The 13465-nt window shown below is 65.6% G+C and carries 12 protein-coding genes; 5 read left to right on the forward strand and 7 right to left on the reverse strand.

Annotated elements, in window-relative coordinates:
• The first annotated feature begins 58 nt into the window (after positions 1 to 58).
• The 4 genes from K3181_RS06615 to K3181_RS06630 are packed head-to-tail and all read left to right on the forward strand — an operon-like array spanning position 59 to position 3379.
• Positions 59 to 463 (forward strand): hypothetical protein, encoded by a 405-nt coding sequence (locus K3181_RS06615; protein WP_247714884.1) that lies wholly within the window; start codon positions 59 to 61, stop codon positions 461 to 463.
• A gap of 5 nt (positions 464 to 468) precedes the next feature.
• Positions 469 to 1407, forward strand: a complete 939-nt coding sequence (locus K3181_RS06620; protein WP_221602016.1) for a sterol desaturase family protein — start codon at positions 469 to 471, stop codon at positions 1405 to 1407.
• 24 nt (positions 1408 to 1431) lie between these two features.
• Complete coding sequence (locus K3181_RS06625) at positions 1432 to 3018, forward strand: GMC family oxidoreductase (protein ID WP_221602018.1); 1587 nt, start codon at positions 1432 to 1434, stop codon at positions 3016 to 3018.
• A complete protein-coding gene (locus K3181_RS06630; protein WP_247714885.1) occupies positions 3008 to 3379 on the forward strand; it encodes a YkvA family protein in 372 nt (123 codons plus the stop codon). The genes K3181_RS06625 and K3181_RS06630 overlap by 11 nt, the downstream gene beginning before the upstream one ends.
• 55 nt (positions 3380 to 3434) lie before the next feature.
• Here the strand turns inward: K3181_RS06630 and K3181_RS06635 are convergent, their stop codons facing one another.
• The 7 genes from K3181_RS06635 to K3181_RS06665 all read right to left on the reverse strand — a co-directional run bounded on the left by K3181_RS06635 (position 3435) and on the right by K3181_RS06665 (position 11612).
• Positions 3435 to 5822 carry a TonB-dependent receptor gene (locus K3181_RS06635; protein ID WP_221602020.1) on the reverse strand — a complete coding sequence of 796 codons (2388 nt, stop codon included), beginning with the start codon at positions 5820 to 5822 and terminating at the stop codon, positions 3435 to 3437.
• Between the two features lie 251 nt (positions 5823 to 6073).
• Positions 6074 to 7402 (reverse strand): ammonium transporter, encoded by a 1329-nt coding sequence (locus tag K3181_RS06640; RefSeq protein WP_425594536.1) that lies wholly within the window; start codon positions 7400 to 7402, stop codon positions 6074 to 6076.
• Between the two features lie 17 nt (positions 7403 to 7419).
• Positions 7420 to 7758, reverse strand: a complete 339-nt coding sequence (locus K3181_RS06645) for a P-II family nitrogen regulator (protein WP_219954901.1) — start codon at positions 7756 to 7758, stop codon at positions 7420 to 7422.
• Positions 7759 to 7906: 148 nt separating this feature from the next.
• Entirely contained in the window at positions 7907 to 8605 is a 699-nt protein-coding gene (locus K3181_RS06650) for an endonuclease/exonuclease/phosphatase family protein (protein WP_221602022.1), read from the reverse strand.
• Positions 8606 to 8612: 7 nt separating this feature from the next.
• Positions 8613 to 9170, reverse strand: a complete 558-nt coding sequence (locus K3181_RS06655) for a pyridoxamine 5'-phosphate oxidase family protein (protein ID WP_221602024.1) — start codon at positions 9168 to 9170, stop codon at positions 8613 to 8615.
• Positions 9170 to 10042 (reverse strand): alpha/beta fold hydrolase, encoded by an 873-nt coding sequence (locus K3181_RS06660; protein ID WP_221602025.1) that lies wholly within the window; start codon positions 10040 to 10042, stop codon positions 9170 to 9172. The genes K3181_RS06655 and K3181_RS06660 overlap by 1 nt, the downstream gene beginning before the upstream one ends.
• A 37-nt stretch (positions 10043 to 10079) precedes the next feature.
• Positions 10080 to 11612 (reverse strand): peptide chain release factor 3, encoded by a 1533-nt coding sequence (locus K3181_RS06665; RefSeq protein WP_221602036.1) that lies wholly within the window; start codon positions 11610 to 11612, stop codon positions 10080 to 10082.
• 123 nt (positions 11613 to 11735) lie between these two features.
• Here K3181_RS06665 and K3181_RS06670 point away from each other — a divergent pair, with 123 nt between their 5' ends.
• Positions 11736 to 13340: a carboxylesterase/lipase family protein gene (locus tag K3181_RS06670; RefSeq protein WP_221602038.1), complete on the forward strand. Its 1605-nt coding sequence runs from the start codon at positions 11736 to 11738 to the stop codon at positions 13338 to 13340.
• The last annotated feature ends 125 nt before the right edge of the window (positions 13341 to 13465 follow it).

The following is a 13465-nucleotide window of genomic DNA, read 5'->3' on the forward strand; positions in this document are numbered from 1 at the left end:
TCATCTCCCTGTTAGACCCTGCTTGCCGGAAAGCGCGGCGCGTGCCAACGCTTGCGTCATGGACCTGCCGCCCGCCCTCATCCAGTTCCTCGGCTCGCTCGTCGCGATCCTGGCACTGGCGGGCGTGGCCTGGTGGCTGAAGCTCGGGCCCGAGCCGCGGCTCGCGGACGAGGACGCCGCCCGTCGGGCCGCCGACGAGGCCATCAGCGGGTTCGAACCCGTCGCGATCGGGCTCGATCGCAGCGGTCGCGGTGCGCTGATGCGCGATGCTGCGGGCCGCATTCTCCTGCTGCGACCACACGGCGTGCATTTCGCCGGGCGCCTCCTCCCCCGCGAAGCACGCGCACGGCTCGAGGGCGATGAGCTCGAGATCGATCCGGGTGAACGCCGCTATGGCAAGGCGCGGCTGGTGCTCGAGGATGCTTCGGCTTGGGCCAGCGCGATAGAAGCGGTAAGGATCTGACCGCAATGCCCGATTTCTCGCCTACCGAATATGCCGTCCCCGGTTTCGTCGCGCTGGTTCTGATCGAGATGATCTGGGCCTGGCGCACGCGGCCCGACGCCTATGAGCCCAGGGACACGCTCACCAGCCTCGCGTTCGGGCTCGGGAGCACCGTGGCCGGCCTGCTTTTCGGCGGGTTGTTCTTCGCGCTCTACCTGTGGCTGTGGGAATTCCGCCTGTTCGACATCGGCTGGGCGTGGTGGGCATGGATCGCCTGCTTCGTGCTCGACGATCTAAAATACTACTGGGTTCACCGCACCGGCCACCGTGTGCGCTGGTTCTGGGCGAGCCATGTGAACCACCATTCGAGCCAGCACTACAATCTCTCGACCGCGCTGCGGCAGACCTGGACCGGATTCCTGACACTGGGCTTCGCCTTCGCGCTGCCGCTGGTGCTGCTCGGCTTCCATCCTGCCATGATCGCGATCTGCGGCGGCTTCAATCTGATCTACCAATTCTGGATCCACACCGAGGCGATCGACCGCATGCCGCGCTGGTTCGAGGCGGTGATGAACACGCCGAGCCACCACCGCGTCCACCATGCGACCAACCCGCGCTATCTCGACCGCAACTATGCCGGCGTCTTCATCGTCTGGGACAAGATGTTCGGGACCTTCGAACCCGAAGTGGCAAACGAGAAAATCCGCTACGGCATCGTCAAGCAACTCGGCAGCTTCAACCTGCTGTGGGCGGTGTTCCACGAATGGATCGGCATCGCACAGGACATGTGGCGGGCGCCGTGGAAGCACAAACTGTCCTACCTTCTGCGCGAGCCGGGCTGGACGCATGACGGTAGCCGCGAGACCTCCGATCAGATCCGTGCGCGCTGGCTCGAACGGACCGGCAGCGCGGATAAGCCCGTTGCATCGGAAAACTCGATTGCGGGCGAGGCCGAGGCTGCCTAACCTCTCGAATCGAGAGGAGTATCCATGGACGAATTCGATGTCATCGTGGTCGGTGGCGGCAGCGCGGGCAGCGCCGTATCCGGACGGCTGGCCGATGCCGGCAAGCGCGTCTGCCTGCTCGAGGCGGGACCGCGCAACGACACCATCCTGGTCAAGACGCCGGGCTTCATGCCGTTCCTGCGCGATGCCTCGAACTACCGATTCGAGACGGTGCCGCAAAAAGGCCTGAACGGACGCATCGGCTACCAGCCGCGCGGGCGCGGGCTTGGCGGATCCTCGGCGATCAACGCGATGGTCTATATCCGCGGCAACGCCTGGGATTACGACAACTGGGCAGCACTCGGCTGCACCGGCTGGGGTTACGAGGACGTCCTCCCCTATTTCAAGCGCGCCGAACACAATGTGCGTGGCGCCGACGACTATCACAGCGCCTCGGGTCCGTTGTGGGTCAGCGATCAGAAATGGCCCAATCCCGGCAGCCTCGCCTTCGTCGAGGCCGCCGCCCAGCTGCAACTGCCGCGCAATGCCGATTTCAACGGCGCCAGGCAGGATGGTTTCGGCCTCTACCAGGTGACGCAGAGGAACGGTGAGCGCTGGTCCGCGGCGCGCGCCTATGTCGAACCCCGCCGCGGCTCGAAGAATCTCGACGTGCGCATCGGGGTAAGCGTCCAGCGGTTCGAGATCGCCGATGGGCGCGTGACCGGGGTGACCTATTCGGTCGGCAACAAGGAGCGCACGGTCAAGGCGCGCGGCGCGGTCGTGCTGTCGGCAGGCGCCTTCAATTCACCGCAGATCCTGATGCTCTCGGGGATCGGCCCGGCCGCGCACCTCAAGGATCACGGAATCGAGGTCGTGGTCGACAAGCCCGCGGTGGGCGCCGACCTGCAGGACCACATCGATTACGTTTCGAGCTGGGAAACGCAGAGCAAGGACTTCATCGGCGACAGCATTGCCGGAACCGTGCGGATGGCCAAGGCGATCATCGAGCATCGCCGCAAGCGGACGGGGGCCATGACCACGCCCTATGCGGAGGCAGGCGGGTTCTGGACGGTCATGCCCGATGCCCCGGCGCCCGATATCCAGTGGCATTTCGTCCCCGCCATGCTCGAAGACCACGGCCGGACACGGGTGAAAGGGCACGGCTTCTCGCTCCATGCCTGCGTGCTGCGCCCGGAGAGCCGGGGGACGGTAAGGCTCAATGGCAGAGACTCGCGGATGGCACCGCGGATCGATCCCAATTTCCTCGACGACGAGCGCGATATAGCGACGCTGCGCGAAGGCGTGCGTCTCTCGCACCGTATCGCTTCCTCGCCGAGTCTGGCGAAATACGAGCCACAGGATCGCTATCCGATCGACTTGGACGACGACCCGCAGCTCGACGAGCTGATCCGCAATCGTGCCGATACCGTCTATCACCCGGTCGGCACGTGCCGGATGGGGGCTGATGAGGAGGCGGTGGTCGATCCGACGCTGAAAGCGCGCGGGATCGAGGGGCTGTACATTGCCGATGCCAGCATCATGCCGCGCCTCGTCAGCGGCAACACCAACGCGCCAAGCATCATGATCGGCGAGCGGTGCGCCGACTTCGTCAGGTCGGCGCTTGCTGGCTAGGCTCAAGCGCTGGGCTGCGGTGCTGAAGGATGAGGTGATGGCGCTCTACGTCGCTGCCAGGGACAGACGCACGCCGCTCGTCGCCAAGCTCGTGGCCGGTGCGACCGCGGCTTATGCGCTCTCGCCCATCGACCTGATCCCGGACTTCATCCCGGTGATCGGCCTGCTCGACGACCTGATCCTGGTGCCGCTCGGCATCTGGCTCGCCGTGCGCCTCATCCCTCGCGAGCTGATGGCCGAGTTCCGCGAGGTCGCGGCGCGGATCGCGCAGCGCCCGACCTCGCCCGTCGGCCTGTTGTTCGTGATCGCCCTGTGGATGATGAGCATCGCGCTTGTCGGGCTGTTCTTCCTGCACGACTGAGAAAGTGCGGGCCGGAGGTCGCCCCCGGCCCGCACTCTTGCGCTCTCGCTTTTCGTCAGAACGACTGGCGCGCCGTCAGGCCGAATGTCTGCGGCGTGCCGACCTGATAACCGAGGCGCGCACGTCCCCCGCGTTCGCGGTCGAAGCTGAGCAGCGCGTTCTCGTCGAACAGGTTGTTGACGTAGAGCACGAAGGACAGCCCGCTGTCGAAATCGATCCCGAAGTTGAGATTGACCAGATCGTAGGACGGCAGCAGCAGGTCGACCGTGGTCGAGGCCCCCGCCGGCGCCCCCCCGAACGGCAGCCCGTGCACGAAGGTGCGCGGATTGTTCTCCTGGTCGCCCGGCTGCGTGTAGCGGTTGCCGACGTGGCTCCACGAGGCGGAGATATAGGCGTCTGCACCATCTGAGACCGGGAATTCGTAGCTGCCCGAGGCCGAGAACTGGAACTTGGGCACCGAGGCGAGGCGGTTGCCTTCGCGAATCCCGGTGGCCGTCGCCAGCGCGCCCGGCAGGGTCGAATCGAACTCCGCCTCGATCAGGCTGCCCGAAAAGACGAGGTCGAGCCCGTCGGTCGGCGAGAAGCCCACTTCCGCCTCGAAACCCATCGAATGCGCATCCGGAACGTTGAAGACGATGCGCGACGAGCAGCTGCCCGCGTCGAGCGTCGTCTGCAGGTTCTTGATGTCGTTGTAGAAGCCAGCGACATTGGCGTAGAAACCGCGGCCCGTGGCCTTGGCTCCGAGCTCGTAGTTCCACAGCGTTTCGTCGTCATAGCTTTGGAACGATCCGAACAGCGCCGCATCGGCCGGCGAACAGAGCGTGATGTTGAGCGGATCGTTGACCCCGCCGAGGCGGAAGCCCTTCGAGGCCTGCGCATTGACCGTCAGCACGTCGCTGACGTCGTAGCTGAGCAGGATGCGGGGGCTGAAGCCGTCCGACTTGGTGGTGTCGGACACATTGTCGCCATTGGCGAAGAGCCCGCCCGAGATGAACTTGCGGCTTTCCTCGAAGTCGTAATAGCGCGCGCCCACGGTGATATCGAAGGCATCGGAGACCGCATAGGTCCCCTCGCCGAAGACCGCGATCTGCTCGAGCTGATAGGGCAGGTCGGCGTTGTAGGGTGAATCGAGATTGGGGAAGCCGTTCGCCACTGCGGCGGAGGTTCCCGCGCCCAGGGTCGCATCGGTGACCGCAGCGTAGCCCGGAGTGGGCAGGCGCTGGCGATAGAAGCGGTCGGTCGAGGCATAGAAGCCGCCGAGCACCCACTGGAACGGACCCGAACCGTTCGAAGCGAACCGCAGTTCCTGCGTGATCCCTTCGACATCGGTCGTGTCGCGCAGGTTCGAGGGCAGCAGCACGCCGGAGTTGGGATAGCCGAGATCGACCGAGACCGAGCCGGTCAGGGCGCTGGCATCGCGGCTGACGAGGATGTCGCGGTTGGTGTAGGAACTGACCGAGGTCATGGTGACCGCGCCGAGTTCCGCCTCGACCACCAGGTCGGCGATCAGCGTCTCATCCTCGAAAGCTTCGCGCAGCTTCAGATACTGCTCGCGCTCGCCCATCTCCACCGGCGGGCGCGTGGTCGTGTAGGGGTTGGCGTAGAGATTGTAGATCTCCTGCCGGTTGAAACCGTTGGCCTCGACCTTCTGGTAGACCACGCGCGGCGTGATCGAGAAGCCCTCACCCGTGTCGAGCGTAAACGCGATGCGGCCGCCGAGGCGTTCGCCATCGTTCACGTCCTCGCCGCCGGCCGGGCCGATCGCGTTGATGAAGCCCGCATATTTGGTGTAATAGGCGACCGCGCGCATCGCCGCGTTCTGCCCCATTGGCACATTGACCGCGCCCTTCAGGTGCCAGCCGATATCGTCGCCGTCGACGAGGTTGACGTTACCTTCGACAAGCCCTTCGCTGACGCCGATCTGGGGCTGGTTGGTGATGTAGCGGATCGTCCCGCCGACGCTACCCGAACCGAACAGCGTGCCCTGCGGCCCGCGCAGCGTTTCGACGCGATTGAGGTCGAACAGGTCGAGATCGGGCGTGAACAGCGACAGCGAGATGACGCTTTCGTCGAGATAGACACCAACCTGCTCCTTCACGCCGGGCTGGTCGCGCACGACCTGGCCGGCGGAGACGCCGCGCACCGAGACTTGGCTCTGGCCCGGCCCCAAGTTCTGGACCGAGAGGCCCGCGACGTTACGGGAAATGTCCTCGAGATTGGCCGCGCCCGATTTCTGGATGTCTTCCTGCGTCTGCGCATTGATCGAGAACGGCACGTCCTGGATGGTCGAATCGCGCTTGGTTGCGGTGACGATGATGACGTTGGTGCCGCCTTCAGCCTGTTCCGCCTCTTGCGCGAGCGCGGGGCTTGCCATGGTGGCAAGGCCGCTGCCTGCCAGCAACAGTGCGGTGAACGAAGCCCGGCGATGGGTGGGTGATGGCATCCTCTCTCTCCTCGCGAAATTGCCGTCTGGTAAGACTGGGAGTGAATCAATTCCATCTGCGAAACAATCCTAACGCGAGGGGCGCTCTGTTTAACGGTTCGTTACGTAACAAAAGAGTCACACCCGTTCGTGCGCAAAAAAGGGCCGGAGCCTTGGCTCCGACCCTGGCAGTCGGTGTTCGCAGGAGGAACACGGTTGGGCGGGGGCACCCGAGGAGAGAGGAGAGAAAGGCGCCCCCGCCGAGCTTGTGATCAGTTGTAGGCGCGCTCCCCATGTTCGCCGATGTCGAGGCCGTCGCTCTCGATCTCGGGGGTGACGCGCAGCCCGGTGACGAGCTTGGTCGCAAAGGTCGCGATGAGCGTGCCGACCGCGGCCCAGGCGATCGCGACGACGACCGCGATGACCTGCGTCGTGACCTGGGCGCCCATGGCGTATTCGGCGGCATCGCCCGGACCGCCCAGAGCGGGCGAATAGACGATGCCCGTGCCGATCGCCCCGACGATCCCGGCGATGCCGTGGATACCGAAAACGTCGAGCGCATCGTCATAGCCGAGCTTCGGCTTGAGCTTGGCGACCGCGAAATAGGCGATCACCGAAGCCATGATGCCGAGGACGATGGCGCCGAACGGGCCGCTGTTGCCGGCAGCCGGCGTCACGGCGACGAGACCGGCGATCACGCCCGAGGCGAAGCCCAGCGCCGAGCCCTTGTGACCGGCGAAGCGTTCCATCAGCATCCACGCCAGCGCACCGGCGGCGGTTGCGACGAAGGTGTTGATCATCGCCAGGCCGGCGGTGCCGTCGGCTTCGAGCTCGGAACCGGCGTTGAAGCCGAACCAGCCGACCCACAGCAGGCCCGCGCCGACCAGAGTCAGCGTCAGGCTGTGCGGCGGCATCGGCTCGCCCGGATAGCCTTGGCGCTTGCCGAGGAAGAGCGCGAGCACCAGCGCCGAGACACCGGCATTGATGTGCACCACCGTACCCCCGGCGAAGTCGAGCGCGCCCATTTCAAACAGCAGACCGCCGCCCGCCCACACCATGTGTGCGATGGGGAAATAGACGATCGTCAGCCAGATCGCGGTGAACAGCATCGCGGCGGAGAACTTGAGCCGCTCCACCGTCGCGCCGAGCACCAGCGCGGCGGTGATCGCGGCGAAGGTCATCTGGAAGCTGACGAAAACATACTCGCTGATGACCTCGTCGCTGAAGGTCGCGGCAGTGCTGTCGGTCGTCACCTGCGAAAGGAACAGGTTGCCCCAGCTGAAGAAGGCGTTGCCCTCGGGTCCGAAGGCGGTCGAATAGCCCCACATCACCCAGATCAGCATGGCAAGGCATGCGGCGCCGCCCACCTGCGTCATGGTCGAGAGCATGTTCTTCGAGCGGGTGAGACCGCCGTAGAACAGCGCGAGGCCGGGCAGGATCATCAGCAGCACGAGGATGGTGGCCGTCATCATCCAGGCGTTGTTGCCGGGATTGGCCACGGCGGGAGCGGCCTCGGCCGCTTCCTGTGCGAAGGCCGCGGCGGGCGTGAGCAGCGCGAGGCCGGCGGCGGCGGCACTGCGGTGAATGTTTCGAAGCATCATGGGTCCCATCCTGTCCGTCAGAGCGCGGTGTCGCCGGTTTCGCCGGTGCGAATGCGCGTGGCGCTGGCGAGGTCGAATACGAAGATCTTGCCGTCGCCGATCGCCTCGGTGCTGGCCGTCTGCTGGATCGTCTCGACCACCTGCGGGGCGAGGTCGTCGCTCGCGGCGATCTCCAGCTTCACCTTGGGCAGCATGTTGGTCGAATATTCGGCGCCGCGGTAAATCTCGGTCTGGCCCTTCTGGCGTCCGAATCCCTTGACTTCGGTAACGGTCATCCCGGCCACACCGATGCCGCCGAGCGCTTCACGCACCTCGTCGAGCTTGAATGGCTTGATGACGGCGATGATGAATTTCACGCGCTCACCCCCTCATATGGTCCACCGGTCCCAGCACCGGCTTTCGCACCTGCAGCAATGTGCGTGCCAAACGGGGATTCAGGGGAATTCGGGTGCGTTTCTAGCGAAGGAAGCGGAGGTATCTGCGTATTTATTAGGCTGTCGCCTATTATTTGGGCAATTCCAGCGTTGCCACGACGGGCAAATGGTCTGAGGCCACGGCCGAAAGGCCGGTATGATGCACCTCGTGCGAGACACACTGCCAGTGGGGGCTCGTGACGATGCGGTCGAGCGTCGCGACCGGCTGGCGGCTGGGGTAGCTGCGTCCGGGGGTGATGATGCGCCAGCCGGGGGGAAACTCGCGCATCGCCCCGCTCTGCCGGCCCCACTGGTTGAAATCGCCCATGATCACGGTGGGCAGGTCGCCTGCACAGTCGCGCACGAAGGCGAGCAGCGAGCGGATCTGGTCGCGGCGGCGCAGGCCCGAGAGGTCGAGATGCGTGCCGATCACGCGCAATCGGTGTCCCTCGACCAGAAGCTCGCCGCAGGCCGCCCCGCGCGGTTCGAGCGTGGGAAGATCGAGCGATGTGCCCGCGACGATCTCGATGCCACGCCGCACGAGCAGCGCGTTGCCGTGCCAGCCGATGCTGCGCGGGCGCCGGGCGACCTCGACCACGCGCCAATGGGTGTCGTCGATCTCGGCGCGCGGCAGCACGCTCGCGCGCTCGCCGATGCGGCGGTCGGCCTCCTGCAAAGCAATGATGTCGGCATCGATCTCGTGGAGCACCGTCAGGATGCGCTCGGGATCGCGCTTGCGATCAAGACCCACGCCCTTGTGGATGTTGTAGCTGGCGAAGGTGAGCTGCACGCGGGCGCTATTCGCCTTCGAAATAGCGGTCGGTGGGGCGCGTCGGGAGCCCGTCGATGCTCCGCGTGCGGGTCTGCATCTTGGCCACCCACTCATCGGCATCGGACTGCGCATGCGCCTTCTTCAGCGTCGGCCGCTCGTCCCGATAGTCCATGAACGGCACGCCCCAGCCGCAACTCGTCTGCACGCTCGCGACCGCGATGTCGAAGATCTGCCGCGTGCCGGGCAGCATCTCGAAGTGCGCCGCGAGACCATCCCAGTCCTCGTCCTGCGGCAGCACCGCACGGCCCGTGCCGTAGATGCGCAGGATCAGCGCGGGCCGGTCGAAATTGCAGAACATGATGGTGATGCGCCCGTCGGCGGCGAGGTGCGCATGCGTTTCGTTGCCCGAGCCGCCAAGGTCGAGGTAGGCGACCCGGTCCGGCGCGATCACGCGGAAGGCGTCGTAGCCCTTGGGCGAGAGGTTGATGCGGGCATCTTCGGCGGCGGTGGCAACAAAGAAGACCGGCTGCTTGCCGATCATGGCGATGTGCTTGTCGTCCAGCCGCTCGAAGAAATCCGCCATCAGAGAAAATCCTTCAGTGTCGCCATGAAGCGCTCGAACTGGTCGTGATGCAGCCAGTGCCCGGCGTTTTCGAACTCGATCACTTCGGCATTGGCGAAATGATCGAGCCGCCCGTCGCCCTCGGGGTTCGAGGCCCAGCTGTCGGCGCCATAGAGCAGCAGGGTCGGGGCCGTGATCGCAGCCCAGGTCTGGTGGAGGAATTCGTCGGCGACATCCTCGACCGGCCAGACGTTAAGGTGCGGGTCGAATTTCCAGCTGTAGGTCCCGTCCTCGTTGCGGTTGACGCCGTGGATGGTCAGATGCCGCGCCTGCTCCTCGGTGAGGTAACTGTTCTCTTCGATCATCCGCGCGAAGGCGGCCTCGATGCTCTCGTATTTGCGCGGGCTCCGGCCCGAAGCGGCGCGCTTCTTGCCGATCCATTCGTTGAGGCGCTCGGGATAGGGCCGGCTGCGCATCTCGGCTTGCCGCCTGGGGCTCGGGCCCAGTCCCTCGATCGCGACGATCTTCGTGACCATGTCGGGGAAGGTCCCGGCATAGCGCAGCGAGACATTGCCGCCCATCGAATGGCTGACGATGGTCACCGGCCCGACGCCCAATTGGTGGACCAGCTGCGCGAGGTCGTAGACCATGTCGCTGCTCGAGTAATTGCCGTCGCTGACCCAGTCGGAATCGCCGTGTCCGCGGTGGTCCATCGCCACCACATGCCAGTCGTCGCGCAGCCGCTCGGCGACCCAGTCCCAGCTGCGGGCATGGTCGCGCCCGCCATGGACGAGCACCAGCGGCGGCTTCCCGCGATTGCCCCAGTCGAGATAGTGCAGCCGCAGCCGCTGCGAGATGAAAGTCTGCGAGGTCGGTCCGGCGTTCAGCGTCATGGCGTTTCCATGCCGCCTTGCCGCGCCCCCCGCAAGCCTACCGCTCCTTGGTGGCGGAGAAGGTGAGGTCGGGATTCTTTTCCTGCTGGTAGCTCACGTCCCACGGGCTCTTGGCCATGAAGACGAGATCGCCGTCGCGATCCTTGGCGAGATTCGAGAGGTTGAACTTCTCGAACTCGCCCATCGCCTTGTCCTCGCCCCTGATCCAGCGCGCGGTGGCGAAGGGCGAGGCTTCGAGCCGCGCCTCGACCTTGTATTCGGCCGAGAGGCGGCTGATCAGCACATCAAGCTGGAGCTGGCCGACCACGCCGACGATCCACTGCCCGCCGATCTCGGGATAGAAGACCTGGATCACGCCCTCTTCCGAGAGGTCGTCGAGCGCCTTGCGCAATTGCTTGGTCTTGGTCGGATCGACCAGCGCGACGCGGCGCAGGATTTCGGGAGCGAAGTTGGGCAGCCCGGTGAAGCGGATCGCGTTCTTTTCGGACAGCGTGTCGCCGACGCGCAGCGTGCCATGGTTGGGGATACCGATGATGTCGCCGGGCTCGGCGGTGTCGGCGACCTCGCGATCCTGCGCGAAGAACAGGATCGGCGAGTGGATGGCGATCGGCTTGCCGAGGCCCGAGGGAGTCAGCTTCATCCCGCGTTTGAAGGTGCCCGAGACCTGCCGCATGAAGGCGATGCGGTCGCGGTGGTTGGGGTCCATATTGGCCTGGACCTTGAAGATGAAGCCGGTGACCTCGTCGCGCGTCGGTTCGATCTGCTCCTCGCCCGCGGGCTGCGGCCGCGGCGGCGGGGCATGCTCGGCAATCGCCTCGATCAGCTCGGTGACGCCGAAATTCTTGAGCGCCGAGCCGAAATAGACCGGGGTGAGATCGCCATTGCGATAGGCCTCGAGATCGAACTCGGGATAGCCGATCTGTGCCAGTTCGATTTCTTCGGCGAAGCGCTCGGGGATCGCCGGGTCGCAGTCGCGCTTGCCCTTGAATTCCTTCGACGGGCCCTCGGGCCGCGCGACGCAGCCCGAGGCGAAATCGAGCACGCCTTCGAACTCGCCGCCCATGCCGACCGGATAGGCCTGCGGGCTAACGTCGAGCGCGAGCATGTCCGCGATCTCGTCGAGCAGTTCGAACACCGGGCGGCCTTCGCGGTCGACCTTGTTGACGAAGGTAATGATCGGCACGCTGCGCAACCGGCAGACCTCGAACAGCTTGCGCGTCTGCGGCTCGATGCCCTTGGCCGCGTCGATCACCATGATGGCGCTGTCGACCGCGGTCAGCGTGCGATAGGTGTCTTCGGAGAAGTCCTCGTGCCCCGGCGTGTCGAGCAGGTTGAAGGTGATCCCGTCGCGTTCGAAGGTCATCACGCTCGAGGTGACCGAGATGCCGCGCTGCTGCTCGATCTTCATCCAGTCCGAGCGCGCGCGCCGTGCCTGGCCGCGCGCCTTGACCTCGCCTGCAAGATGGATCGCGCCGCCGGTCAGCAGCAGCTTCTCGGTCAGCGTGGTCTTGCCCGCGTCGGGGTGCGAAATGATGGCGAAGGTACGTCGGTTGGAGGTGGGGGTCGTCATGCGCGGTCCTCTAGCGTTTCGGGCGGCGAAAGCCACGCATCAATTCGGCAAGGCAGGGCAGACCATTGCCATCGGGCATACCGCATTATAGAAAAATGGCTGCAGAGCTTGGGGAGAGAAGCCATGCACACCAAACCCACCATCGGAATTCTTGCTGCGGCGCTGTGCGCTTCGGTCGGGGCGCAAGCCCAGGCGCCGGTTGCCACGCCCATCGTCGAGACGCAGCAAGGCAAGGTCCAGGGGCTCGAGCAGGACGGCGTCGATGCCTTTCTCGGCCTCCGCTATGCGGCTCCGCCCGTCGGACCGCTGCGCTTCAAGCCGCCACGGCCCGTCGCCAGCTGGACCGGCACATGGGACGCGACCAGCATGGGCGCGCCGTGCATGCAGATGTACACGCCGAGCGGACCCAACGAGACCGATCTCACGCGCACCATCCAGACGATTTTCCCGACCTATGGCGAGGCCAAGATCGACAATGAAGATTGCCTCTTCCTCAATGTCTGGACGCCCGCCGCGGACGCGCAGAAGCGCCCGGTCATGGTCTGGTTTCACGGCGGCGGCTACGCCTATGGCTCGGGCGGCTGGCCGGTTTATGCCGGCCGCAACCTCGCCGCAAAGGGCAATGTCGTGGTGGTGACGGTCAACCACCGCCTCAATGCTTTCGGTTACACCTATCTGGGTGACAAACTCGGCGCGGATTTCGCCGAGAGCGGCAATGCCGGCCAGCTCGACCTCGTCGCCGCACTCGAATGGGTCCGCGACAATATCGTCGCGTTCGGGGGCGATCCGGCGAACGTCACCATCTTCGGCGAATCGGGCGGTGGCTCCAAGGTCAGCCACATGCTCGCGACGCCCGCCGCGGACGGCCTCTTCACCAAGGCGATCATCGAATCGGGCCCCGGCGTCACCAGCGGCAAGAAGGCGGACGCCGCCAAGCTCGCCAACGATTTGATGGCGAAGCTGGGCGTGACGACGGCGGAGGAACTGCAAGCCGTTCCCGCCGACACGCTGCTGGAGGCGGCGCGCGCGGTGCTGCCCGAGCGCGGCATGAGCTTCGGCGGACCGAACTTCGGCCCGATCGTCGACGGGGTGGTGCTCGAGTCCGACCCCTTCCTGCCCGCCGCGCCGGCGCAATCGAAGGACGTCCCGGTGATGATCGGCTACAACAAGGACGAGATGACGCTGTTCGTTGCCTCGCAGCCGTGGTTCGGCCGGCTCGATGCGGCGATGCTCGACGGAATGGCCACGATGATGGGTCCGGAGGCGAAGGCGACCATCGATTACCTCAAGAAGGAACGCCCGAACGAGAGCCCGACCTATATCGCCACCTCGGCGATGAGCTGGCGGTTCGCACAGGGCAGCTACATCATCGCCGACCAGATCGCCCGCGCGGGCGGGGCGCCCGTCTATGTCTATCGGCTCGACTGGGAGACGCCGGTGGCGGGCGGCGTGCTGAGGACGCCGCACACGCTGGAAATGCCTTTCGTCTTCGCCAATGTCGACACATCGCGCGCGCTGGTGGGTGAAGGCGAGGCGCCCGAGAAGCTGGAGGCGATGATGAGCGACGCGTGGATCGCCTTCGCGAAGACCGGCACGCCCGCAAGCCCGCTGATCCCGGACTGGCCCGCCTATACGCTCGCGGAGCGGCAGGTAATGATCTTCGACCTCGAGCCCGAGGTCGTGAACGATCCGGAGAAGGGTCTCAGGGAGCTGGCAGGGGCCAAGTAGCAGCCCCTTCGCAAATTCGTCGCCCCGGCCGCCGAGCCGGGGCAGTGCTTCTTTCGAGCGCATCGTTGGCCGGAAGCGCGGCGATGGAAGAAGCGCACCTGCCCCGGATCAAGTCCGGGGCGACG

The organism is Qipengyuania mesophila (assembly GCF_019711655.1).
In the GTDB taxonomy this organism is placed as follows: Bacteria; Pseudomonadota; Alphaproteobacteria; order Sphingomonadales; family Sphingomonadaceae; genus Qipengyuania; species Qipengyuania mesophila.